The sequence below is a fragment of the Variovorax ureilyticus genome (assembly GCF_037889935.1).
GTDB classification, from domain to species: domain Bacteria; phylum Pseudomonadota; class Gammaproteobacteria; order Burkholderiales; family Burkholderiaceae_C; genus Variovorax; species Variovorax ureilyticus.
Genome location: NZ_JBBKZU010000006.1, coordinates 1 through 24703, shown reverse-complemented (window position 1 = coordinate 24703; position 24703 = coordinate 1). Strand labels below are relative to the sequence as shown.

The window sequence follows — 24703 nt, the reverse complement described above, 5'->3', positions numbered from 1 at the left end:
CGCCAACCCGACCCCTCGTTTCCCCCATCCGACACCGAAGTTTGGCCTTGAACTTGCTAAGCTATGGTCAAGGAGATTGGTCGTCCATGCACAAATTCGACGAGATGTATGAACAGGTTCCCTACACCGGCGCAGCCGTCCGGAACCACTACAAGCGATACGACCAATGGCTCGCGAAGCAACCCGAAGCGGTGATGCGTTCGCGGCGCGAAGAGGCGGAAATGATCTTCCGCCGGGTCGGCATCACCTTCGCGGTCTACGGCGCGAAGGACGAGGACGGGTCGGGCACCGAACGCCTGATCCCCTTCGACCTCCTGCCGCGCATCATCCCCGCGCACGAGTGGGCATCGATGGAAAAGGGGCTGGTGCAGCGCGTGACAGCGCTCAACCGCTTCATCCATGACGTCTACCACGACCAGGAAATCATCAAGGCCGGCGTCATCCCCGCCGACCAGATCCTGAAGAACGCGCAGTACCGGCCCGAGATGGCCGGCGTGAAGGTGCCCAACGACGTCTATTCGCACATCGCCGGCATCGACATCGTGCGCGCGCCCGATGCCAGCGGCAACGGCGAGTACTACGTGCTCGAAGACAACCTGCGCGTGCCCAGCGGCGTGAGCTACATGCTGGAAAACCGCAAGATGATGATGCGGCTCTTCCCGGAGCTGTTCAGCCAGAACCGCATCGCGCCGGTCGCCCACTATCCCGACCTGCTGCTCGAGACCCTGCGCGCGTCCGCGCCGCCGGCCACCGCCGAGCCCACGGTCGTGGTGCTCACGCCCGGCATGTACAACAGCGCCTACTTCGAGCACGCCTTCCTCGCGCAGCAGATGGGCGTGGAACTGGTCGAGGGGCAGGACCTCTTCGTCCGGGACAACTTCGTCTACATGCGCACCACGCGCGGGCCCAGGCGCGTCGACGTCATCTATCGCCGCGTGGACGACGACTTCCTCGACCCCGAGGTGTTCCGCCCGACCTCCACGCTCGGTTGCGCCGGATTGATGCGTGCCTACCGGGAAGGCAACGTCGTGATCTGCAATGCGGTCGGCACCGGCGTGGCGGACGACAAGTCGATCTATCCGTACGTGCCGAAGATGATCGAGTTCTACCTCGGCGAAAAGCCGATCCTCAAGAACGTGCCGACCTACATCTGCCGCAACAAGGACGACCTCGACTACACGCTTGCGAACATGAAGGACCTCGTGGTCAAGGAAGTGCACGGGGCCGGTGGCTACGGCATGCTCATCGGCCCCGCTGCGACGCAGGCCGAGCTCGAGGACTTCAAGAAGGCGGTGCTCGCCAAGCCCGACGGCTACATCGCGCAGCCCACGCTGAGCCTGTCGAGCTCGCCGACCTTCGTCGATGCCGGCATCGCGCCGCGCCACATCGACCTGCGGCCCTTCGTGCTGTCGGGCAAGGAGGTGCAGATGGTGCCGGGCGGCCTCACGCGCGTCGCGCTCAAGGAAGGCTCGCTGGTGGTCAACTCGTCGCAGGGCGGCGGCACCAAGGACACCTGGATCCTCGAAGGCGACCGCAGCAACGGGCAACGCTCGGAAGGCCAGTCGCAAACCCAAACGCAAACGTCCTGATCGGGAGCTTTTCAGATCATGTTGTCACGCACTGCCGATCACCTCTACTGGATGTCGCGCTACACCGAGCGCGCGGAAAACACCGCGCGCATGCTCGACGTCAACTATCAGACCTCGCTGCTGCCGCAATCGGCCCAGGTCGCCAAGTACGGCTGGCAGGGCTTGCTGTCGATCAGCGAGCTGCTGCCGATGTACAACGAGAAGCACGACCAGATCCTGCCCGACGAGGTGATGGAGTTCATGGTCAAGGACGAGTCGAATCCTTCGTCCATCCTCTCGTGCCTGCGAGCGGCGCGCGAGAACGCCCGCGCAGTGCGCGGCGCGCTCACCACCGAGGCGTGGGAAACGCAGAACACCACCTGGCTCGAAGTCAACCGCATGCTCCGTGCGGGCGACCTCGAACGCGACCCGGCGCAGTTCTTCGAATGGGTGAAGTTCCGCTCGCACCTCTCGCGCGGCGTGACGCTCGGCACCATGCTGCAGGACGAGGCTTTCTACTTCTCGCGCCTGGGCACCTTCCTGGAGCGCGCCGACAACACCGCGCGGCTGGTGGACGTGAAGTTCCACGCCCTCAACAGCGAGTTCTTCGGCACCGCGACCGAGGAAGACCAAGAGTACGACTTCTACCACTGGAGCGCGATCCTGCGCAGCGTCTCCGCGTTCGAGGTCTATCGCAAGGTATACCGCGACGTGATCAAGCCCGAGCGCGTGGCCGAGCTGCTGATCCTGCGCTCCGACATGCCCCGTTCACTGCACGCGTGCCTCGTCGAAGTGGTGGAAAACCTCGACAAGGTGAAGAACGACCAGAGCGCCGAGACGCAGCGCCGCGCGGGCAAGCTGCTGGCGGATCTCCAGTACGCGACGGTGGACGAGATCCTCGCGACCGGACTGCATGCGTACCTCACGCAGTTCCTCGATCGCGTGAACGAGCTCGGCTGGCGCATCAGCCAGGACTTCCTGGTTCCTGCGCAGTGATTGTTGCTCGCCCCCAGGCTCGCGCACTTCGTGTCGCTCTCTCGTGCGGCCGCCAGAGGCGGCTGCTCTTCGGGCACGTCCAAGCCTGCGCAGGCAGGCTTGGAGCCGCGGCCCTCAGCCCCCGACCGGGGGCAATTCCAGCGGCCCGGCGGAGCCGGTTCCGCGGTATTCCTGGCCTGAGGGGCGCGCGCTTCAGCTGGCTGTAGCTTGACGAACGGCGCGTTCCCAGCGCGCCATCGCTTCGCTCGCCTTGCCGCGGCTCAGCGTCGGCAGGAAGCGACGCTCGACGCGCCAGAGTTTCGAGAGCTCGCTCACGTCGCTGTAGAAGCCGGTCGACAGCCCCGCAAGGTACGCGGCGCCGAGCGCAGTGGTCTCGGTGATTTCCGGCCGCACCACCGGAATGCCCAGCAGATCGGCTTGGAACTGCATCAGGAGGTTGTTGACGCAGGCGCCGCCGTCCACGCGCAGCTCGGCCACCGGCATGCCGCCGGCAGCGACCGCATCGCGGCTCATGGCCTGCAGCAGCGCGGCGCTCTGGTAGGCGATGCTTTCGAGCGCCGCACGCGCGATATGCGCCACGGTGGTGCCCCGCGTGAGGCCGGTGATGATGCCGCGTGCTTCCGCGTCCCAATACGGTGCACCGAGTCCGGTGAAGGCCGGCACCATCATCACGCCGCCCGCATCGGGCACGCTTTCGGCGAGCGCCTGCACATGCGCGCTGCCGGGGATGGCCTTGAGTCCGTCGCGCAGCCACTGCACCACCGCGCCGCCGACGAAGACGCTGCCTTCCATTGCGTACTGCGGCTTGGTACTGGTCTGCGCGGCGCTGGTCACGAGCAGGCCGTTGTGCGACGGCTGGAAGTCGCCGCCGGTATGCATCAGGAGGAAGCAGCCGGTGCCATAGGTGTTCTTCGCCATGCCGGCCTCGAAGCAGGCCTGGCCGAAGAGGGCGCTTTGCTGGTCGCCCGCCACGCCGCCGATCGGCAGGCTGCGATCGAAGAGGCCCGCGGCGGTGTCGGCGAAATGCGCGCTCGACGGCTTGACCTCCGGCATCAGCGAGGCGGGGATGTCGAGCGCCTTGAGCAGGTCGGCATCCCACTGGTTGGTGTGCACGTTGAAGAGCATGGTGCGCGAGGCGTTGCTCACGTCGGTCGCATGCACCTTGCCGGCGGTGAGCTGCCAGATCAGCCAGCTGTCGACGGTGCCGAAGGCCAGATCGCCGCGCTCGGCCTGCGCGCGCACGCCGGGCACGTTGTCGAGCAGCCAGCGCAGCTTGGTGCCGGAAAAGTAGGCATCGATCACGAGGCCGGTCTTCTCCTGGATCGCGCCGGCCATGCCGTCCTCGCGCAGCCGCGCGCACAGCGGCTCGGCGCGGCGGTCCTGCCACACGATCGCGTGATGCACCGGGTGCCCCGTCTTGCGGTTCCACACGACGGTGGTTTCGCGCTGGTTCGTGATGCCGATCGCGTGGATGTCCTTGGCGGTCAACTTCGCCTTGGCGAGCACGTCGCGCGCGGTGGCGAGTTGGTCGGTCCAGATCTGCACCGCATCGTGCTCGACCCAGCCGGGCTGCGGGTAGATCTGCGGGAGCTCGCGCTGTGCGATGGCGACGATGCGGCTGTCGCGGTCGAAAACGATGCTGCGTGAGCTCGATGTGCCCTGGTCGAGGGCAAGCAGGTAGGTCATGCGTCAATTGCTCCTGGGGTCCGTTCGGATTGTCTTCCCGCCGCGCCGCGCAGCGCGCCCTTCGGGAGCTGCCGCGGAACCGGCTCTGCCGGGCCGCCAGCAGCGCCCCCGGTAGGGGGGGTGGCGAAGCGACACGAAGTGCGCGTAGCCTGGGGGCGAGCAACAGTTCATGCGATCACGCAGCGTACCTGCGCGCGTTCGATCAAATCCGGGAAGGGCGGAGGAGGCTCCGCGTCGGTGAACAGGCAATCGATCTGCGACAGCTTGGCCAGCTCGATCATCGCGGGCCGGTTGAACTTGCTCGCATCGGCGGCGAGCCACACCTCGCGCGCCTGGGAAATGATGGTCTGCGCCACCTTCACCTCGCGCAAGTCGAAGTCGCGCAGCGTGCCATCGGCCTCGATGCTCGACACGCCGATCAGCGCGATGTCGACCTTGAACTGGCGAATGAAATCCACGGTCGCCTCGCCGACGATCGCGCGGTCGCGCAGCCGCACCGAGCCGCCGGCCACGATCACCTCGCAATGCGGGTTGTCGCTCAGGATCGTCGCGACATTGAGGTTGTTGGTGATCACGCGCAGCCCTGTATGCCCGAGCAGCGCCTTGGCGATCGCCTCCGTGGTGGTGCCGATGTTCAGGATCAGCGAGCAGTCGTTCGGCACCTTGGCCGCCACCGCACGTGCGATGCGGGCCTTGCCTTCGGCATGCAGGTTCTCGCGCTGCTGGTAGCCGATGTTCTCGGTGGTCGAACTCGGTACCCGCACCCCGCCATGAAAGCGCGTGAGCAGGCCTTCATCGGCCAGCCGCTGCACGTCGCGGCGCACGGTCTGGAGGGTCACGCCGAGCATGTTGGCCAGTTCGTCGACGTTGATCGACCCGCGCGAACGCACGGTGTTCAGGAGCTTGAGTTGTCGGGGGTTGGAGTTCACGGGGGCAAGTGGGAGAGGCGAGTGAATTTAGAACGAAAAGAAACGAATGGACTTAAGGGTTAACGCCGACGAAAATCGCTCAACAAGGAACCAAAATGAAAAGATTCGAACACGAATATCCTGCAAATCGCGCCTCGCGCCCACCTGGAGATCCCGTTTTCGTGCGTGCTCCCGAAGCGTCATCCGCTGCCTCCGAGACCGATTGCGACGTCCTGATCGTCGGCGGCGGCATCAACGGCTGCGGCATTGCGCGTGACCTCGCGGGGCGCGGCTGGCGCGTCGTTCTCTGCGAGAAGGACGACCTCGCGGCCCACACCTCATCTTCGTCGACGAAGCTGATCCACGGCGGACTTCGCTACCTGGAGTACTACGAGTTCTCGCTCGTGCGCAAGGCGCTGCAGGAGCGCGAAGTGCTGCTGAAAAGCGCGCCGCACATCATGTGGCCGCTGCGCTTCGTCATGCCCCACGACCCCTCGATGCGGCCGGCCTGGATGATCCGCATGGGCCTCTTCATGTACGACCACCTCGCCCGGCGCGAGGTGCTGCCCGGTTCGCGCAGCGTGGACTTGCGAAAGCATCCGGCCGGCAAACCGCTCAAAAGCGCGTTCAAACGCGGCTTCGTTTATTCGGATGGCTGGGTGGACGACGCGCGTCTGGTGGTGCTGAATGCGCTGGATGCGCGCGAACGCGGCGCGGAGGTGCTCACCCGCACCCGTTGCGTGAGCGCGCAGCGCAGCGCCGATGCATGGACCGCCGTGCTCGAAGGTCCCGACGGCCGGCGCAACGTGCGCGCCCGCGCGGTCGTGAACGCGGCGGGGCCGTGGGCCGAAGCCTTCCTGCGCGGCGTGGCCCGCTCGGCGCGCGACGAGGCGCTCGCCACGCGGCATCTGCGGCTCGTGAAGGGCAGCCACATCGTCGTGCCGCGCGTGTTCGCGCATGACCATGCCTACATCTTCCAGAACCCGGACAAGCGGATCATCTTCGCGATCCCGTATCAGGACGAGTTCACGCTGATCGGCACCACCGACATCGAACTGCCCGGCGACGACCCGGGCGCGGCACACATCAGCGACGACGAGATCGACTACCTCTGCACGCAGGCCAGCCGGTATTTCGAGAAGCCGATCCAGCCTTCGGATGTGGTGTGGACCTATTCCGGCGTGCGCCCGCTGCTGGACGACGCCTCGGGCGACCCGTCCGCCGTCACCCGCGACTACCTGCTCGAATCCAACATCGCCGCCGCGCCCCTGCTGTCGGTGTGGGGCGGCAAGATCACCACCTTCCGCAAGCTGGCCGAAGACGCCGCCGATGAAGTCGGCCGCATGCTCGGCGATGCGCGCAAGCCGTGGACCGAAGGCGCCTTCCTCGCGGGCGGCGACCTGTCTGAGTGGGTCGGCGCTACGAGCCGCACATCGCGGCCCGATGACGATTTCGAGCGCTTCGTGGCCGAGGTGAAGAAGCGCCATCCCTGGCTCGACGCCGGCGTCGCGCGGCGTCTGGCCCGCGCGTATGGCGCCCGGGTCGCAGAAGTCATCGGCGACGCGGCCTCGATGGGCGACCTCGGCCCCGCGATCGCCCCCGGCCTGCACGAGCGCGAGTTGCGCTACCTGCAGAACGAGGAGTGGGCGTGCAGCGGCGACGACGTGCTCTGGCGCCGCTCCAAGCTCGGCCTGCACTACACGCGCGACCAGCGCGAACAGGTCCACGCCTGGATGCAGGTCCATCAATCCGACAAAGAGGAGGTCCATGCAGCTGTCACTTGACCGCGTCTCCAAGAAGGTGGGCGCGCAGACCTGGCTCTATCCGCAGAGCATCGCGCCGCGCAGCGGTGCGGTCACCGTGCTGCTGGGCGCTACGCAGGCCGGCAAGACGAGCCTCATGCGGCTCATGGCCGGCCTCGACGCACCCACCGAGGGCAAGGTCTTCGTCGACGGCCAGGACGTCACCGGCGTGCCGGTTCGCGAACGCAACATCGCGATGGTCTACCAGCAGTTCATCAACTACCCGTCGCTCAAGGTCGCCGAGAACATCGGCTCGCCGCTCAAGCTGCGCGGCGAAAAGAACATCGAAGCCCGTGTGCGCGAACTGGCCGACAGGCTGCACATCGGCATGTTCCTCGACCGTTATCCCGCGGAACTCTCGGGCGGCCAGCAGCAGCGCGTGGCGCTGGCCCGTGCCCTGGCGAAGAACGCGCCGCTGATGCTGCTCGACGAGCCGCTGGTCAATCTCGACTACAAGCTGCGCGAGGGTCTGCGCGAAGAACTCACGCACCTCTTCGCAAGCGGTGATTCCACCGTGATCTATGCCACCACCGAGCCCGGCGAGGCGCTGCTGCTCGGCGGCTACACCGCGGTGATGGATGCCGGGGAACTGCTGCAGTACGGCCCGACCGCCGAAGTCTTTCACGCGCCGCAGTCGCTGAGCGTGGCCCGCGCCTTCAGCGATCCGCCGATGAATCTCATGGCCGGCCGCGCGGTGCCTGATGGCGCGCAGATCGAGGGCGGGCCGCTGCTGCCGCTCGCGCTGCCGCCCGAAGTCGATGGCGCGGTGACCATCGGTGTGCGCGCCAGCGCCTTCGACGTGCGCCCGACCGAAGGCGACGTGCCTTTGCCCGGCAAGGTGGAGCTGGCGGAAATCTCCGGCTCCGACACCTTCGTGCACGTCGAGACGCTGGTCGGCGAAGTGGTCGCGCAGCTCACGGGCGTGCACCGCTTCGAGCTGGGCGCGGCGATCACGCTGTACTTCAACGCATCGCAGGCCTATGTGTTCGACAGTGGCGAGCGGCTCGCGGTCGCGCCCGAGTGGCGCAAGAGGAAAGGTGGGCACTGACATGGCACGCATCGACCTCGACCTCGCGCACGCCTACCGGCCCAACCCCACGCAGGACAGCGACTACGCACTGTTGCCGCTGAAGATGAGCTTCCGCGACGGTGGCGCCTATGCCTTGCTCGGCCCTTCGGGCTGTGGCAAGACGACGATGCTCAACATCATCTCGGGCCTGCTGGTGCCGTCCAAGGGCACCGTCAAGTTCAACGGGCGCGACGTCACGCTGGAGACGCCTCAGCAGCGCAACATCGCGCAGGTGTTCCAGTTCCCGGTGATCTACGACACCATGACCGTGGCGCAGAACCTCGCGTTTCCGCTGCGCAACCGGAACATGCCCGCCGAGCAGATCCGCAAGCGCGTCGGCGAGATCGCGGAGATGCTCGACCTGAGCGGCCAGCTCAACCAGCGCGCGGCCGGCCTTGCGGCCGATGCCAAGCAGAAGATTTCGCTGGGCCGGGGCCTCGTGCGCAGCGACGTGTCGGCGGTGCTCTTCGACGAACCGCTGACCGTCATCGATCCGCACCTCAAGTGGCAGTTGCGGCGCAAGCTCAAGCAGATTCACCGCGAGCTCAAGCTCACGCTGATCTACGTCACGCACGATCAGGTCGAGGCGTTGACCTTCGCGGAAGAAGTGGTGGTGATGACGCGCGGCAAGGCGGTGCAGATCGGCACCGCCGAAGCGCTGTTCGAGCGACCCGCCCACACCTTCGTCGGCCACTTCATCGGCTCCCCCGGAATGAACTTCCTGCCGGTGACCTGCCGCGGCGGCATGCTCGACATCGCGGGCGAGCACCTGCCGGCTGCGCGCGAACTGCCGGAAGGCCCGCTCAAGCTCGGCATCCGCCCCGAATACCTTTCGCTCGTCGGCGCCGGCATGCCCGGCGCGGTGCCGGCCGTCATCACCCAATCGCAGGACGTGGGCACGCACGCCATGCTCACCGCCCGACTGGGCGAAAGCACGCTGAAAGCGCGCCTTGCGCCCGATGCGCCATTGCCCGATGTCGGCAGCACCGTGTGGCTGCGGGTGGTCGGCAACAAGAGCTGCTTCTACCGCGACGAGGAGCTGGTGGCATGAGCGCCGCGCCGGGCCGCCCCAAACAAGCTCGCACCGCAGTGCGAAGCGCGGAGGTTTCTGAATGAACGGAAACAACAAGCCGTTGAACCAGAAGGCATGGTGGCTCGTGCTGCCGGTGTTGCTCTGCGTGGCCTTCTCGGCCATCGTGCCGCTCATGACGGTCGTCAACTACTCGGTGCAGGACATCATCTCGCCCGAGCGCCGCGTCTTCGTCGGCACCGAGTGGTTCGCCTCGGTGATGCGCGACGACGAGCTGCACGCCGCGCTGTGGCGTCAACTGGGCTTCTCGCTCGCGGTGCTGCTGGTGGAGATCCCGCTCGGCATCCTGCTCGCGCTCTCGATGCCCTCCACCGGCTGGAAGGCTTCCGCGGTTCTGGTGATCGTCGCGCTCTCGCTGCTGATTCCGTGGAACGTGGTCGGCACCATCTGGCAGATCTTCGGCCGCGCCGACATCGGCCTCTTCGGCTACGCGCTGCAGAAGATCGGCATCGACTACAACTACACCGGCAACGCGCGCCATGCCTGGCTCACCGTGCTGCTGATGGATGTGTGGCATTGGACGCCGCTGGTCGCGCTGCTTTGCTTCGCGGGACTGCGCGCGATTCCCGATGCGTACTACCAGGCTGCGCGCATCGACGGCGCGAGCAAGTTCGCCGTCTTCCGCTACATCCAGCTGCCGAAGATGCGCGGCGTGCTCGTCATCGCGGTGCTGTTGCGCTTCATGGACAGCTTCATGATCTATACCGAGCCCTTCGTCCTCACCGGCGGCGGGCCCGGCAACGCGACCACCTTCCTGAGCCAGTACCTCACGCAGAAGGCGGTCGGTCAGTTCGACCTCGGCCCGGCGGCGGCGTTCTCGCTGATCTACTTCCTCATCATCCTGCTGCTGTGCTTCGTGCTCTACAACTGGATGCTGCGCGTCGGCACGCAGGACATGGAAGGAGAAGAGAAATGAACGAAGACCGCTTCCAGAAGCGCACCTTGTTCATGGTGCTCTATCTGATCTTCGCGCTGTTGCCCATCTACTGGATGATCAACATGAGCTTCAAGACGAACGAGGAGATCCTGTCGAGCTTCTCGTTCCTGCCGCAGACCTTCACCTGGGACAACTACCGGCGCATCTTCACTGACGAGAGCTGGTACTCGGGCTACATCAACAGCCTGATCTACGTCGTCATCAACACCGTCATCTCGCTGTGCGTGGCGCTGCCGGCGGCGTATGCGTTCTCGCGCTATTCCTTCCTCGGCGACAAGCACGTCTTCTTCTGGCTGCTGACCAACCGCATGACGCCGCCGGCGGTCTTCCTGCTGCCGTTCTTCCAGCTCTATTCGACGGTGGGGCTGATGGACACGCACATCGGCGTCGCGCTGGCACACCTGCTGTTCAACGTGCCGCTCGCGGTGTGGATTCTCGAAGGCTTCATGAGCGGCATCCCGCGCGAGATCGACGAGACCGCGTACATCGACGGCTATTCCTTCCCGCGCTTTTTCCTCGCCATCTTCCTGCCTCTGATCAAGGCCGGCGTCGGCGTCGCGGCTTTCTTCTGCTTCATGTTCAGCTGGGTCGAACTGCTGCTCGCGCGCACGCTGACCAGCGTCAACGCCAAGCCGATCGTCGCGACGATGACCCGCACCGTCAGCGCATCCGGCATGGACTGGGCCACGCTCGCGGCGGCCGGCGTGCTCACCATCGTGCCCGGCGCGATCGTCATCTGGTTCGTGCGTCACTACATCGCGAAGGGCTTCGCGATGGGGAGAGTGTGATGCCCACCCCCGGTCTTCGCGCACTTCGTGTCGCTTCGCCAACCCCCTTGCAGGGGGCAACGCCAGCGGCCCGGCAAAGCCGGTTCCGCGGCGTTCCCCGAAAGGGCATCGATCTGGAGAAATGTTGTGCTTGATTGGATGGTCTGGACCACCCCCGTGGCCATATTTTTCATCTGCGTCGTGCTGGCGCTGATCGGCATGACCGTGTGGGAGATCAAGTCACCCACCACGCTGCGGCGCGGATGGCTGCCGCTCGAAACCACGCGCGGCGACCGGCTCTTCATCGGCCTGCTCACCGCGGCCTACATCAACCTCGTCTTCGTCGGCATCGCGGGCAAGCTGCAGGAGTGGCTGAGCCTGGATGCGGAGCCTTCGATCTGGATCAGCTTCGTCCTCTCCATGCTCGTGCTCATGCTGATCATGCGAAAGGGCTGAGAAAGTTTTTCAAACCGGACCGGTTCTCTGCTTTCCCGGAACCGGCTTCCGAAACAACCGCGGGAAGCGCCACTGAGGAGACATGTATGAAGTTTCGCTACACAGCGTTGGCAGTAGCCGCAGCGTCGCTGGCCATGCACAGCGCCTGGGCCGGGGAGGCGGAAGCGAAGAAGTGGATCGACAGCGAGTTCCAGCCATCGAGTCTCGACAAGGACCAGCAGATGGCCGAGATGAAGTGGTTCATGGACGCCGCCAAGAAGCTGCAGGACAAGGGCGTGAAGGAAATCTCGGTCGTCTCCGAGACCATCACCACGCACGAGTACGAATCGAAGACCCTCACCAAGGCCTTCGAGGAAATCACCGGCATCAAGGTCAAGCACGACATCATCCAGGAAGGCGACGTCGTCGAGAAACTGCAGACTTCGATGCAGTCGGGCAAGTCGATCTATGACGGCTGGATCTCCGATTCGGACCTCATCGGCACCCACTACCGCTACGGCAAGATCATGTCGCTCACCGAGTACATGGCTGGCGCGGGCAAGGAGTGGACCAACCCCGGCCTCGACGTGAAGGACTTCATCGGCACCAGCTTCACGACCGCGCCCGACGGCCAGCTCTACCAGCTGCCCGACCAGCAGTTCGCGAACCTCTACTGGTTCCGCGCCGACCTCTTCGCGCGGCAGGACCTCAAGGACAAGTTCAAGGCCAAGTACGGCTACGACCTCGGCGTGCCCCTCAACTGGAGCGCGTACGAAGACATCGCCGAGTTCTTCACCAACGACGTGAAGAACATCGACGGCAAGGCCATCTACGGCCACATGGACTACGGCAAGAAGGACCCGTCCCTCGGCTGGCGCTTTACCGATGCCTGGCTCTCCATGGCCGGCTCCGCCGACGTCGGCATCCCCAACGGCATGCCGGTGGACGAGTGGGGCATCAAGGTCGCGGCCGACAAGTGCACGCCGGTCGGCGCCAGCGTGTCGCGAGGCGGTGCGACCAATTCGCCAGCGGCCGTCTTCGCGCTCACCAAGTACGTCGACTGGATGAAGAAATACGCGCCCAAGGAAGCCACCGGCATGACCTTCGGCGAAGCCGGCCCGGTGCCCGCGCAAGGCCAGATCGCGCAGCAGATCTTCTGGTACACCGCGTTCACGGCGGACATGACCAAGTCCGGCCTGCCCGTCGTCAATGCCGACGGCTCGCCCAAGTGGCGCATGGCCCCCGGTCCCAACGGTCCGTACTGGAAGCAGGGCATGCAGAACGGCTACCAGGACGTCGGCTCGTGGACCTTCTTCAAGGGCCATGACGCCAACAAGACCGCTGCTGCTTGGCTCTACGCGCAGTTCGTGACGTCGAAGACCGTGTCGACCAAGAAGAGCGTCGTCGGACTCACCTTCATCCGCGAGAGCGATATCCGCCACGAGTACTTCACCAAGAACGCCGACAAGTACGGCGGCCTGATCGAGTTCTACCGCAGCCCCGCGCGCGTGGCGTGGACGCCCACCGGCACCAACGTGCCCGACTACCCGAAGCTCGCGCAACTGTGGTGGAAGAATGTGGCGGAGGCAGTGACCGGCGAGAAGACGCCGCAGAAGGCGATGGACAACCTCGCCGAGGAAATGGATCAGGTGATGGCGCGCCTGGAACGCGCGGGCATGGCGAAGTGCGCGCCCAAGCTCGCGCCGAAGGGCGACCCGGCGAAGATGCTGAGCACCGAGCACGCGCCGTGGAAGAAGCTGGACAACGAGAAGCCGAAGGGGGAGACCATCGACTACACGAAGTTGCTGACGGCTTGGAGAGAGGGGCGGGTGCGCTGATGCGACTGCGGCATCGGTGAAGAGAACGCGCGCGAGGTGTGGACCTTGCGCGCGTTTCCTTTCGATCGGTCCGGCGTCATCCGCGAGAGGGGGTGCCCTCATGAACGAGTCGGGATGGGCTCGTTGACGCGGAGGGCGGTGCGCCCGAGCATGCCCAAAGCAGCGACATGAGCGCTGCGTTGCAGGCAAGCTTCAACTTCGAGTAGCCGAACGGGTCCATGTGGCGTCCTTTCAGGCCGATGCGAGAAGGTCGCCGCTTCCGGTTGCCGGGATGCGGCGAATAGGTCAGCATCGCAGTTTGCCTCCTACCTGAAGTGTTCATGAAAATCACTGTCCAAACCACCGTACGCGCCCCCCTCGCCGAAGTCTGGCGCGCCTACACCACCCCCGAAGACATCAAGCAGTGGAACGCCGCATCCGACGATTGGCACACCACCGCGGCCACCGTGGACTTGCGCGAAGGCGGCGCCTTCTCGTCGCGCATGGAGGCCAAGGATGGCAGCATGGGCTTCGACTTCGCGGGCACCTATACGAAGATCGTGCCGCAGGCGTTGATCGAATATGCCTTCGGCGACCGCACCGCGCAGGTCGAGTTCACCGGCGGTCCCGATGGCGTCAAGGTGCGCGTGACCTTCGATGCCGAGACGACATTCCCGGTCGAGCAGCAACAGCAAGGCTGGCAGGCGATCCTGGAGAACTTTGCGCGGCACGTGGAGAAGAAGCAGCAAGGGCCGGCGTGATCAGCAAGCCGCGCGCGGCCTGCCGCACGTCCGGTGACGAGAAGCGAAAGGCCGCGCGGTCCAGCAGGTAGTGGATGAAGGCGGTCGCAAAGCCCAACGCCAGCAGCACCGGCGCGAAGGGCGACGAGCGCAGCCACCATGCAGCCTCGCCGAAGATGCGGTCGGCGTAGACGTAGTCGTCGGTCACGGCCTCCACCTCCAGCAGCGGCAGCAGGAGCACGGAGACGACGGAGAGCGCGAGCAGAACGGCCCAGCCGCGCCGGTTGACGGGCGCGAGCAGACGCTGCCAGCGCGTGATCGCAGCCTGCTCGCCACCGGCAGCCGCGAGCGAGGTGAGGCCCATCGCGGCGCTCCAGTGCTGCACGCTCCACAGCACGATGAAGAGAAACGGATCGCGTGCGATGAAGGCCAGGAGCACCATCGCCGCCAGGCTGAGGACATAGCCGATGCGCGGCAGAGAGGGGCGCCCCGAGCGCAGTTCCACGCCGAGCACGAGACCGGTCAGGATCACGACGAGGGCAATGCCACCGTCGTGCAGCGTGCGTGCGAGCAGGTCTGACGCGACTTCCCCGAGCCACGGATCGATCCAGCGCTCCTGAAAGGCAATCGATCCCGTCAGGGCCTGCGCCACCACGACGAAGCCACCGCCCACGACGAGCGCGAACCAGCGGTCGAGCCGCCGCACGTGCGGCGATGACGCGCGGCCCGCCCGGGCGCGATAGAGGCTGAGCAAGCCGAAGTGCTGGGCCGCGAAATGGTGACTCACCAGCACGAAGTCCAGCACCACCAGCCAGAGGACCCGTTCCTCCAGCGCCATGGGCAATACGCTTTCGGGCGCCAGCATCGCGGCGAAGCAAGCCGCCGCGATGAGCAGCGGGGCGACGACGAAGCGCACCCGTTGCCGGGCGAGAAGGGGACGATAGGCCGGGGTCGCGTAGGCCAGCCAGGCGGAAGACACACGGTGGCCGAACCACAGCGGCACGGCGAGGGCGAAGAACAGGCCATCGACAGGGCTGTTGCGGGCGTCTTCATGGCCCTGCGCGAGCAGCAGGACCAGCGGCACCAGCCATAGAGGATTCAGGATCCAGACGAGATCCCAGGCCGGGCTCTTGATGCACCGCGTCGAGACCGAAGGAGCTGCTTCTGCGCGAATCATGGATGCGCGCCTTGCCTAACCGAGGAAGGTCACCCGCCCATTCGACAGGTCGTACATCGACCCGACGATCTTGATCTGCCCCTTCTTCTCCAGATCCGCAAGGATCGGGCTGCCGCTTCTGAGCGCGTCGATGGTGAGCTGCACATTGGTCTTCGCCACCGCGTCGACGAATGCGGCGTTCTTGCTGGACCGATCGCCTTCGTAGGTCGTCGCCGCGACGGCCGGTTTGATGACGTCGAGCAAGCCCGTGAGATTGCCGAGCTGCACGTTGTCGATGGCGCCGCGAATGGCACCGCACGCCGTATGCCCCATCACCAGCACCACCTTGGCACCCGCGGCCGCGCACGCGAACTCCAGGCTGCCCATCAGGTCCTTGTTGGCGATGTTGCCGGCGATGCGTGCGTTGAAGGTGTCGCCGATGCCCATGTCGAGCACGATCTCGGCCGGCGCGCGCGAATCGATGCAGCTCAGGATCACCGCGGCGGGATACTGACCCGCTGCGCTGGACCGCTTCTGTGCCAGGAAATCATGTGCTTGCGACTTGCCGGCGCGGAAGCGCTGGTTGCCCCTCTTCATCATCTCGATGACCTTGTCGGGCGTCAGCGCATCGCGTTGGGTCTTGGAGAGTGAAGCCGCCTCGGCGGATTCCGTACGCAGGCCGATGCCGGCCATCACGAGGGCTGTACCGGAGCAGGTGGCTTTGAGCCATGTGCGCCGTCCAGGGGGAACGATCGGGTTCCCGGAACAGCACGGGGTGTTTGCTCTCATTTGCACTCCTTGGGGACGGTTTGCACCTGTCGGACGAGCCGCGGCCTTCATATCGTTCTGCGCGCGCAGGGGCTTGCGAATTCTGATGCGCGTTGCACGGCAATTCAACCGGACTGATCGCCTGCGCGTGCATCGCCGTGTCAAAGAGGCGTAACACAACGCGACCAGCATACGGGACGAGTTGCGATCGTCGCGCAGCCTGGCGCCTCGGTCCTAGAGGTCGGCCAGCATCCCCGTCGAGGTCGCTTCCGCCGCGAGCTTGCCTTGCGGGTTGTAGAGCGAGGCTTCGAGAAATGCGACCCGCTTGCCGCGCCGGATGACGCGTGCCTCGGTGCGGCCCTCCCCGGGGCCGACCTTCTCGTAGAAGCTGACCTTGATCTCCAGGCTGAAGACGGTCTGCCTGTGATCGGACTCGTGCATCACCGCGTGCGCCATCGCCGCGTCGAGCCACGCGGTGATGAAGCCGCCTTGCGCGATCGTTCCGTTGGTGTGGCAGTACTCGCGCCGCACCGTGAAGGCGGCACTGAGCAGCTTGCGTTCGGGGTCCCACCCGGTCACATGGAAATTGCCCATCGATTCGCTCAGCGCCTTGCCCGAGCGGATGCGTTCGTCGAGATCGTCGTTCATGGAGGGTGTCCGCTGTTGGATGTGCAGCGATTGTCAGCGCTTGATCGCGCGGCTCAGGTTGGCGCGTGCGGCTTCCTCGAAGCGGGCGCGCATCGGCCCAGTGAGATAGAGCGGATCGCGCGCGAGAAATCCCGCGAGGATTTCGCGCCGCTTCGCCTCGAAGACGTCGGCGGGCACGTGCAGGTATTCGATGCGGATCTGCCGTTCGTATTCGGCGAATCGCTCGGGCGTCGCGCCGAGGATGGCGAGGTCGATGTCGACCAGCAGTTGTGCATCCGCGTCTTCGGGCTGCGCGTCGTGGCGCGTCGCGATGATCAGCGCGTGGACGCGATCCGCGGCGTCGGATGCGATGCCCGATTCGAGCATCACGCGCCGTGCCCAGTCGGCGCTGCGTTGCTCGTTGTCCTGGCGGTGCACGTCGTAGACCGCGTCGTGGAACCACAGCGCCAGCGCCACTTCGGCCGGGTGCTGCGCGGGCCGGTCGCGCCGCGCGTGAAGGAGTGCGAGGCATTCGCCCAGATGCTGGAGCGTGTGATAAGCGCGATGCGCTTCGCAATGGGCGGCGAGCAGTTCGTCCAGCAAGGCTTCGCTGGGCGACGCGACGCCCAGCGCGCGCCAGGCGTTGACCCACGATTCGTGCAGTGCGGCCTCGTCCATCAGTTCTCCATCGCGGCGCGCACCTCGCGTCCGAGTTCGATCACCGACATCGCGTAGTAGCTGCTCCAGTTGTAGCGCGTGATCACGTAGAAGTTCTGCGTGCCGGCCACGTAGCTGGGTAGATCGCCGCCGTTCTGCAGCTCGATCAACGCAAGCAATCCCTTGAACTGCTGTGCTTCGCCGTCCAGCACTGCGCCGCCCGCGACGAAGGCATCAGCGCTGAAGGTGGGCACGATGTCCGGGCCGAGCAGCACTGCCTTCTGCAGGCGCGCTTCGTCGAAGCGCACCGGGAAGATCGGCGGCATGCCCGGCTGCCAGCCGAACGCCTTGAAGTAGTTGGCCACGGAGCCGATCACGTCGACCGGGTTGTTGACGAGGTCGATGCGGCCGTCGCCGTCGTAGTCGACCGCGTACTTGGCGATGCTGCTGGGCATGAACTGGGGCATGCCCATCGCACCGGCGTAGCTGCCCAGCGGAAGCAGCGGGTTCTCGTTGGTGCGGCTTTCGGTACTGAGGAAGCTTTCGAGCTCGCTGCGGAAGAAGGCCTGTCGCTCCCTGGCGCGAGGGTGCGATTCCGGAAAGTCGAAGGCCAGCGTGGCGAGCGCATCGATTACGCGGAAGCTCCCCATGTTGCGCCCGTAGATGGTCTCGACACCGACGATGCCCACGATGATTTCGGCCGGCACGCCGAACTCCGCCTCGGCGCGCGCCAGCGTGGACGCGTTGTTGCGCCAGAAGCGCATGCCGGCCTGGATACGCACCGGGTCGATGAAGCGGCTACGGTAGACATACCAGTTCTTCGGTGTGCCCGTGGGCGCGGGAAGCATCAGGCGCGGTACGTTGGGCAGCAGCTTGGCATTGCCGATGGTGGCGCGCACCCATTGGCGGTCGAGGTCGCGGCGCGCGGCGATCTCGTCCGCGAATTGCATGGCGTCCTCGCGGGTGGAATACGCGATGGCCCGCGAAGGCGCATTGCGCTTGTCAGGCGCCGCTTGCGCGGTGGACAGCGTGCCGGGCATCAGGGAGGCGGCGCAGAGCAGGGCCGCGAAGAGCACGTGGGAGAGAACGGAGGGCAGGGGGCGTGGCATCGCTGGGATTGTGCCGTCGGCGCGGCACGTGTCGGACGAAGTTCACATGTGGTTTCAGCGGCGATTCAGCGCGGCCAGGTGAGCCGGCGGAACTCCGCGCGCAGCGTCGGCAAGGCGGCTGCCGGCGATTTCGCATAGCGCTGGGCTTCGAGGCGCAGCAGCCAGTCCTGCGCCGCCTGCGCTTCGGCGCCGAATCGTTCGGCGAGGCGCGCGGCCATCTGACGCGGGGGCGTGGCTTCGGGCACATCGATGCCGGCCAGCTTCAACCGTGCCCGGGCCTGTGCGAGCAGACGCAGCCACGGGTCGTGCTGGCTGCGTTCCCACAAGGTCCAGCCGGCGCCCGCCAGGCTGGCGGCGACCAGCAGCACCAGCAGCACGAGGATCAGGTCCTGCAGGCTCGGGGCCTCGAAGCCGATGTTCTTGAGCAGGTTGAGCTGCCGGCTCTGCGTGTAGTTGAGCACCCGCTGGTTCCAGCCGTTGTTGATGGCTTCCCAGGTGGCGCGCAGGCTGAGCACGAGCGACGGCGTCATCGATTCGATCGCCTCGGCCAACAGGCCCGGCTGTGTCGCGAGGCGCCGGAACTGGCCCACCCGGTCGGGCGAGATCGCGCCGGTGGGATCGACGCGGGTCCAGCCCAGGCCCTCCTGCCAGACCTCGGCCCAGGCATGGGCGTCGCTGTGGCGCAGCACCCAGTAGTTGTCGACGGCGTTGAGCTCGCCGCCCTGGTAGCCGGTGACGATGCGCGCCGGGATGTCGAGCGCGCGCATCAGCACCACGAAGGCCGAGGCGATGTGCTCGCAGAAACCGGCCTTGGTGTCGAACCAGAACACGTCGGCGGTGTCGTCGCCATAGACGCCTGGCTCCAGCGTGTACGAGTAGCCGCCGGTACGAAGGCGCTGCAGCACGTTCTGCACCAGCGCGCGGGTGGGGGCGCCGGCCAGCGCGGGGTCGCTGCGCATTTCGGCGGCCAGGGCGACGGTGCGCGGGTTCGATCCCGGCGGCAGTGCCACGTAGGCCTGCAGCGCGCGGGTGCGGCGCAGCGGGCCGTACTGGAACTCGGTGAAGCTTTCCGCGCGATAGCGCACCAGATCGCCAATGGGGCGGCTGGCGATCCACTGCAGGTCGGGTGTGCCGAGCACCGTGTGTTCAGGCAGTTCGGGCGCGTGCGGTGCGGCTTCGAGCGTGAGCAGCCACGGGCGGTTGGATGGCTCCAGCGTGACTTCGTAGCGGATCGGCTCGCCGCGCGTCTGAAGGTCCGCCGGGGGCTGCTGCCGCAGGGCGGGCGCTGCCTTCCATTCGCGGCCGTCGAACTGCGAGAGCACCGGGCCGCGAAAGTAGAGGCTCGATCGCGCCGGGATGCGGTCGCCATCGAACTTGACGCGCGCGGCGATGCCGTCGTCCAGCGCGAGCTCCGCGATGGTGCCGACCCGCATGGAGCCCGACAGGCCGGTGCGCCCGGCCATCGCGTCGCCCGGCATGCCCCAGAGCGGCGCGATGCGCGGGAAGAGCACGAACAGCACCACCATGACCGGCGCACCCAGCAGCGCCATCGCGCCCGCGGTGCGCGCCGCCTGCGCGAGCGGTGGTCGGCCGACGGGCATGTGGGCGTTGACCAGCGCGGTGAGCAGCCCGAGGAGCGCGAGCAGCATCGCGAACGCGGTCGGCAGGGACTGCGAATAGAAGAAGTTCGTGAGCATCGTGAAGAAGCCCAGGAAGAAGATGACGAACGCATCGCGCCGCGCACGCAGTTCCAGCGTCTTGAGCGCGAGCAGGATCACGATGAGCGTCACGCCCGCGTCGCGTCCGAGCAGCGTGCGGTGCGTGGCATACGTGGCGACCAGCGTGATCGCCAGCAGCGCGACGCGCCACCATTTGCTGGGCAACGGCCTCGCCTGCACCGCGAGCGAGCCGCGCCAGGCCAGCACGATCGCCGCGAGCAGGGTGCACCACCAGGGCAGGTGCGGCACCTGCGGAAGGAGGATGAGGCCGATGACCGACAGCAGGAAGAGGGTGTCCCGGGCGTCCCGCGGCAGGGCCTGGAGCTTGCTCAACATAAGGCGAGCAGCTCCAGGCATTGCCGCTTGTGCGCCTCGCCCTGGGACGGCTGGACGATGCGGCCGCCCGCACGCAACCCATAGTCCACGCCCAGGTGATCGGCCATCAGTATCCAGGCACAGAGGCGGGAAAGCCGCGCTTCGGCGTCGGCAAGGCCCGCATGCTGCGCATCGAGCCAGAGTTGCGCGCGCTGCGCCTGCAGCGTGTCGCGGCTGATCAGTTCATCGGAGCCGGCGGCCTGCGCCTGCGCGGCGCGCTTCCACACGACGAGCTTGAGCGAATCGCCACGCCGGTAGGCGCGAACGCCGTCGTACTCGCCCGCGACGTGCGCGCGCGTCGCCATGGCCGCGCTGGGGCCGGCCAGCGGTTCGGCCTCGGGCAGCGGCGGCGGGTTGGGTTCGGGCGCGGGGTAGACCAGCACCTGCGAAGCCGGACGCCAGATCGACCAGACGCGGAAGGTGCCGAGCGGGAAGCGCGTTTCGGCGGTCAGCGTCGGCACGGCATGGAGGCCGCGCCGCTCGGGCTTGAACGCGACCTCGACCGTCGCGCTGCCTTGCGCAGGCACGTCGCTCCATGACCATTGCCCGCTGCGGTGCACCGCGAATCCGATGCCGTAGCGTGTGCTGCGGCGCGCGTTGGTCAGCATGATGCGGAACACCGCGGCCGAACCGGCGTACTGCGGCTCGGGCGGCATCAGCCGCATCGCCAGCCCGCGCAGGGTGCCGTGGCACACATGCATGCCGACGGCCACGCAGCCCGCGAGCAGGAAGGTCAGCAGATAGCCGAGGTTGAGCTGGTAGTTGATCGAGCCGACCAGCAGAACCAGCAGCGTCGCGGCGAGCATCCAGCCGGCCCGGGTCGGCAGGATGTAGACGTTGCGCTGCGTGAGTTCGAGCGTGTCGGACGGCGGGCGGCGCGACAGGAACCACCGGTCGATGCGGGACCGCAGCGGCGCGAACGGATGCGCGACCCACCTGCGAGCGGGCGGCGGCGAAGTCACGGCAAAGGCACCGCCGCGATCATGGCGCGCACCTGCTCGACCGCGCCCCGGCCCGCATCGCCGACCGGCGTGAGGCGGTGGGCGATGGTCTGCGGCAGCACCGCCTGGATGTCGTCGGGCGCCACGTAGTCGCGGTTGGCGAGCAGCGCCTGCGCCTTGGCCGCGCGCAGCACCGCGATGCCCGCGCGCGGCGACAGGCCCTGCAGGAACCAGCGGCCCGAGCGCGTCGCCGCGATCAGGTCCTGCACATAGTTGAGCAGCGGTTCCGCCGCATGCACCTGCAGCACGCGTTGCTGCAGGGCGGTCAGTTCGCCGGCGGTCAGCAGCGCCGGCAGCCCCGCGAGCAGGTCGCGCCGGTCGGCGCCCGCCAGCAGCTCGCGCTCGGCGGCGCGGTCGGGGTAGCCGAGCGAGATGCGCATCAGGAAGCGGTCGAGCTGCGATTCGGGCAGCGCGAAGGTGCCGAGTTGCTCGTGTGGGTTCTGCGTGGCGATAACGAAGAAGGGCGTCGGCAACGGGCGGGTTTCGCCCTCGACGGTCACCTGCTTTTCTTCCATTGCCTCCAGCAGCGCGCTTTGCGTCTTGGGGCTGGCCCGGTTGATCTCGTCCGCCAGCAGCACCTGGGCAAAGATCGGGCCGGGATGGAACACGAAGCTCTGCTGCCCGCGGTCGTAGATCGCGACGCCGGACAGGTCGCCCGGCATCAGGTCCGCGGTGAACTGGACGCGCGAGAACTGCAACCCGAAGGTGTGCGACAGCGCATGCGCGAGCGTGGTCTTGCCGACGCCGGGCACGTCCTCGATCAGCAGGTGGCCGCCGGCGAGAAGACAGGCCACGCAGTCGCGCACCTGGGCCTCTTTGCCGACGATCACCGTGTTAAGCTGCCCGAGCAAACTGGCGAGCTTCGCGGCAACGTCCATTTTTGTATCCATATGCAAACCATACCCTAAGCCTCGCGGCCCCTCGGACGCAAGGCCCTGGCGAAGAACGACCCATGGGCAAAACCGGTTATTTCACGCACCGCGACTGCTGGAGACACGAGATGGGGCAGGGGCATCCGGAATGCCCCGCGAGGCTCGATGCCATCGAGGACCGATTGCTCGTCACCGGCGTGGGCGACGCACTCGAACGCGGCGAGGTGCCGCTGGCGACGCTGCCGCAAATCACGCGCGCGCACAGCGTGGCGCACATGGAGCATCTCGAAGCGCTCAGCCAGCGCCTCGTCGAGGACGAGCCCGCCGGCGGCCCGGACCATGCGCAGATCGATCCCGACACGTCGATGAACCGCTTCACGGTGCTGGCCGCCCGCCGAGCCGCCGGGGCGGCGATCGCGGCGACGGATGCCGTCATCGGCGGCCAGCTCGAAAACGCCTTCTGCGCGGTGCGTCCGCCGGGCCATCACGCCTGCCGCGACAAGGCGATGGGCTTCTGCTTCTACAACAACGTCGCGATCGCGGCACGCCATGCGCTCGAGCACCACGGGCTGGAGCGCGTCGCGGTCGTCGATTTCGACGTGCACCACGGCAACGGCACGGAAGACATCCTCAGCAACGATCCGCGCGTGCTGATGGTGGGCATCTTCCAGCACCCGTTCTATCCGTACAGCGGCACGGACCATCCGGCGCCGAACATGCTCAACGTGCCGGTGCCGGCCTACACCAAGGGCATGGATGTTCGCGAACTGATCGAGGCGTGCTGGATGCCGCGGCTGGAAGAATTCAAGCCGCAGATGGTCTTCGTCAGCGCGGGCTTCGATGCGCATCGCGACGACGATCTCGGCCAACTCAAACTCAACGAAAACGACTACGGCTGGATCACCAGCCGCATCGTCGATGTGGCGCGCCGCCATGCGCAGGGCCGCATCGTGTCAATGCTCGAAGGCGGCTACAACCTCGATGCGCTGGCGCGCAGCGTCGAAGAACATCTGAGGGTGCTGGCCGATTTGTAGATCGATGGATTTCAGCGCCCTCACCTTTACCCAGAAATTCAGCCAGGTCGAGGCGCGCAGCCTCTCGATCGAATTTGCAATCCTTATCGGCTGCGTGGCGGTCGCATGGGGCGTGTGCCGCTGGTTCGGGCGCGACCAGCCGAAGGACTCCATCTGGTTCGGCGTGCGCGTCGTCGACGGGCTGCTGTTCCCGTTGCTCGCATTGCTCTTCACCGATCTGGCGCGGCGCGGGGTGCTGACCTTCCAGCCGGTGCTGGTGCTGCGCATCGCCGTGTCGGTGTTCATCTCGCTGGCGGTGATCCGCTTCTTCGCGCGGGTGTTGCACGCCGTGTTTCCGGCCTCGGCGATGGCTCGGCTGCTGGAGCGCACCATCTCGTGGGTCGTCTGGGTCGGCGCGATTCTCTGGATCGTCGGCCTGCTGCCGCCGGTGCTGGCAGAACTGGACGAGATCACGCTGGCCTTCGGCCGCACGCGCGTGAGTCTGCGCACCATCCTCGACGGGGCGCTGTCGGCCGGGCTGGTGCTGGCGATCGCGCTGTGGATCTCGTCGACGATCGAGAAGCGCATCCTGCGCGAGGCGGTGACCGATCTCTCGATGCGCAAGGTGGCGTCGAATGCGGTCCGCGCCTTCCTGCTGCTGATCGGCCTGCTGTTCGCGCTGTCCGCGGTGGGCGTGGACCTGACGGCACTGTCGGTGCTCGGCGGCGCGCTGGGCGTCGGCCTCGGCTTCGGCCTGCAGAAGCTCGCGGCCAACTACGTGAGCGGCTTCGTGATTCTTCTGGAGCGCTCGATACGCATCGGCGACAACGTGCGGGTCGACGGCTTCGAGGGGCGCATCACCGACATCAAGACGCGCTACACCCTGGTGAGGGCGGGCAACGGGCGCGAATCGATCGTGCCGAACGAATCGCTGATCACGAGCCGCGTCGAGAACCTGTCGCAGGCGGATCTCAAGTTCAACGTCCAGACGAACATCATCGTCGGCTACGACAGCGACGTGGGGAAGGTGCAGGCCATTCTGTTGAACGCGGCGAAGGCGCAATCGCGAGTCCTGGCCGATCCGGCGCCGGTGGCCTTCCTGCTGAACTTCGTGCCGGACGGATTAGAGTTCAACCTCAATTTCTGGGTCTCCGACCCCGACAAGGGACGGGACAACCTTCGCTCGGCGATCAACATCGCCATTCTCGAAGGGCTGCGGTCGGCGGGCATCACCATCGCCAGCCCGCAGCGGGTGGTTCGCGTCGCATCGTTACCTTCTGATGCTTCGCCTTTGCCAGATGCGCATCTATAATTACGAAAAAAGCACGATCGTTCGATTTTTCCTTCGCGCCTGCTTTCGCAGCGCAACCCCTGATTGAAATGAACACTTCGCGCAGGGCCCGGTGCCTAAAATCATCGGCTGCCCTGTACATCTCCCGGTTTCGCAATTCAATGGAGTCAAGCCAATGAAGATCCTGGTCCCCGTCAAGCGGGTCGTCGACTACAACGTGAAGGTGCGCGTGAAGAGCGACGGCACCGGTGTGGACATTGCCAACGTCAAGATGAGCATGAACCCCTTCGACGAGATCGCC

The 24703-nt window shown here is 66.4% G+C and carries 21 protein-coding genes and 1 pseudogene; 13 read left to right on the top strand and 9 right to left on the bottom strand.

Features of this window, described 5'->3' with window-relative positions; genetic code table 11:
- Positions 1-86 precede the first annotated feature (86 nt).
- Positions 87-1589 carry a circularly permuted type 2 ATP-grasp protein gene (locus WKW77_RS14715; RefSeq protein WP_340357601.1) on the top strand — a complete coding sequence of 501 codons (1503 nt, stop codon included), beginning with the start codon at positions 87-89 and terminating at the stop codon, positions 1587-1589.
- Between the two features lie 18 nt (positions 1590-1607).
- Positions 1608-2564 carry an alpha-E domain-containing protein gene (locus tag WKW77_RS14710; protein WP_340357600.1) on the top strand — a complete coding sequence of 319 codons (957 nt, stop codon included), beginning with the start codon at positions 1608-1610 and terminating at the stop codon, positions 2562-2564.
- 192 nt (positions 2565-2756) lie between these two features.
- On the opposite strand, the gene glpK is transcribed toward WKW77_RS14710, so the two are convergent.
- Together glpK and WKW77_RS14700 are read right to left on the bottom strand one after the other, a co-directional pair.
- Positions 2757-4250 (bottom strand): glycerol kinase GlpK, encoded by a 1494-nt coding sequence (gene glpK, locus WKW77_RS14705; RefSeq protein ID WP_340357599.1) that lies wholly within the window; start codon positions 4248-4250, stop codon positions 2757-2759.
- Between the two features lie 167 nt (positions 4251-4417).
- Positions 4418-5179: a DeoR/GlpR family DNA-binding transcription regulator gene (locus WKW77_RS14700; RefSeq protein ID WP_340357598.1), complete on the bottom strand. Its 762-nt coding sequence runs from the start codon at positions 5177-5179 to the stop codon at positions 4418-4420.
- A gap of 95 nt (positions 5180-5274) precedes the next feature.
- Here WKW77_RS14700 and glpD point away from each other — a divergent pair, with 95 nt between their 5' ends.
- The 8 genes from glpD to WKW77_RS14660 all read left to right on the top strand — a co-directional run bounded on the left by glpD (position 5275) and on the right by WKW77_RS14660 (position 13836).
- On the top strand, positions 5275-6942 hold the full coding sequence (glpD, locus tag WKW77_RS14695; protein ID WP_340357597.1) for a glycerol-3-phosphate dehydrogenase: 1668 nt from the start codon (positions 5275-5277) through the stop codon (positions 6940-6942).
- A complete protein-coding gene (locus WKW77_RS14690; RefSeq protein ID WP_340357596.1) occupies positions 6926-8008 on the top strand; it encodes an ABC transporter ATP-binding protein in 1083 nt (360 codons plus the stop codon). The genes glpD and WKW77_RS14690 overlap by 17 nt, the downstream gene beginning before the upstream one ends.
- A 1-nt stretch (position 8009) precedes the next feature.
- A complete protein-coding gene (locus WKW77_RS14685; protein ID WP_340357595.1) occupies positions 8010-9080 on the top strand; it encodes an ABC transporter ATP-binding protein in 1071 nt (356 codons plus the stop codon).
- Positions 9081-9141: 61 nt separating this feature from the next.
- Positions 9142-10035 carry a carbohydrate ABC transporter permease gene (locus WKW77_RS14680; RefSeq protein WP_340357594.1) on the top strand — a complete coding sequence of 298 codons (894 nt, stop codon included), beginning with the start codon at positions 9142-9144 and terminating at the stop codon, positions 10033-10035.
- A complete protein-coding gene (locus tag WKW77_RS14675; protein ID WP_340357593.1) occupies positions 10032-10844 on the top strand; it encodes a carbohydrate ABC transporter permease in 813 nt (270 codons plus the stop codon). Before WKW77_RS14680 ends, WKW77_RS14675 begins: the two co-directional genes overlap by 4 nt.
- 126 nt (positions 10845-10970) lie before the next feature.
- On the top strand, positions 10971-11279 hold the full coding sequence (locus WKW77_RS14670) for a DUF2160 domain-containing protein (RefSeq protein ID WP_340357592.1): 309 nt from the start codon (positions 10971-10973) through the stop codon (positions 11277-11279).
- Positions 11280-11365: 86 nt separating this feature from the next.
- On the top strand, positions 11366-13096 hold the full coding sequence (locus WKW77_RS14665) for an ABC transporter substrate-binding protein (protein ID WP_340357591.1): 1731 nt from the start codon (positions 11366-11368) through the stop codon (positions 13094-13096).
- 320 nt (positions 13097-13416) lie between these two features.
- The gene (locus WKW77_RS14660; RefSeq protein WP_340357590.1) at positions 13417-13836 is read left to right on the top strand and encodes an SRPBCC family protein; all 420 of its coding nucleotides are present in this window, start codon (positions 13417-13419) and stop codon (positions 13834-13836) included.
- A gap of 1171 nt (positions 13837-15007) precedes the next feature.
- On the opposite strand, the gene WKW77_RS14655 is transcribed toward WKW77_RS14660, so the two are convergent.
- The 7 genes from WKW77_RS14655 to WKW77_RS14625 all read right to left on the bottom strand — a co-directional run bounded on the left by WKW77_RS14655 (position 15008) and on the right by WKW77_RS14625 (position 22104).
- Positions 15008-15760 (bottom strand): carbonic anhydrase family protein, encoded by a 753-nt coding sequence (locus tag WKW77_RS14655; protein WP_340357589.1) that lies wholly within the window; start codon positions 15758-15760, stop codon positions 15008-15010.
- A gap of 213 nt (positions 15761-15973) precedes the next feature.
- A complete protein-coding gene (locus WKW77_RS14650; RefSeq protein WP_340357588.1) occupies positions 15974-16387 on the bottom strand; it encodes a PaaI family thioesterase in 414 nt (137 codons plus the stop codon).
- Positions 16388-16420: 33 nt separating this feature from the next.
- Positions 16421-17044 carry an HD domain-containing protein gene (locus WKW77_RS14645; RefSeq protein ID WP_340357587.1) on the bottom strand — a complete coding sequence of 208 codons (624 nt, stop codon included), beginning with the start codon at positions 17042-17044 and terminating at the stop codon, positions 16421-16423.
- Positions 17044-18132: a lytic murein transglycosylase B gene (gene mltB / locus WKW77_RS14640; RefSeq protein ID WP_340357586.1), complete on the bottom strand. Its 1089-nt coding sequence runs from the start codon at positions 18130-18132 to the stop codon at positions 17044-17046. The genes WKW77_RS14645 and mltB overlap by 1 nt, the downstream gene beginning before the upstream one ends.
- A gap of 65 nt (positions 18133-18197) precedes the next feature.
- Complete coding sequence (locus WKW77_RS14635; protein ID WP_340357585.1) at positions 18198-20186, bottom strand: transglutaminase TgpA family protein; 1989 nt, start codon at positions 20184-20186, stop codon at positions 18198-18200.
- A complete protein-coding gene (locus WKW77_RS14630) occupies positions 20180-21187 on the bottom strand; it encodes a DUF58 domain-containing protein (RefSeq protein ID WP_340357584.1) in 1008 nt (335 codons plus the stop codon). The genes WKW77_RS14635 and WKW77_RS14630 overlap by 7 nt, the downstream gene beginning before the upstream one ends.
- Positions 21184-22104, bottom strand: coding sequence for an AAA family ATPase (locus WKW77_RS14625; protein ID WP_340357583.1), 921 nt, complete (start codon positions 22102-22104; stop codon positions 21184-21186). The genes WKW77_RS14630 and WKW77_RS14625 overlap by 4 nt, the downstream gene beginning before the upstream one ends.
- A 74-nt stretch (positions 22105-22178) precedes the next feature.
- On the opposite strand from WKW77_RS14625, the gene WKW77_RS14620 reads away from it, so the two are divergent.
- The 3 genes and pseudogenes from WKW77_RS14620 to WKW77_RS14610 form a co-directional block, all read left to right on the top strand.
- Positions 22179-23132 carry a histone deacetylase family protein gene (locus WKW77_RS14620; protein ID WP_340357582.1) on the top strand — a complete coding sequence of 318 codons (954 nt, stop codon included), beginning with the start codon at positions 22179-22181 and terminating at the stop codon, positions 23130-23132.
- 4 nt (positions 23133-23136) lie between these two features.
- Complete coding sequence (locus tag WKW77_RS14615; protein ID WP_340357581.1) at positions 23137-24423, top strand: mechanosensitive ion channel family protein; 1287 nt, start codon at positions 23137-23139, stop codon at positions 24421-24423.
- Between the two features lie 154 nt (positions 24424-24577).
- A pseudogene (locus tag WKW77_RS14610) lies at positions 24578-24703 on the top strand (electron transfer flavoprotein subunit beta/FixA family protein); the annotation flags it as partial.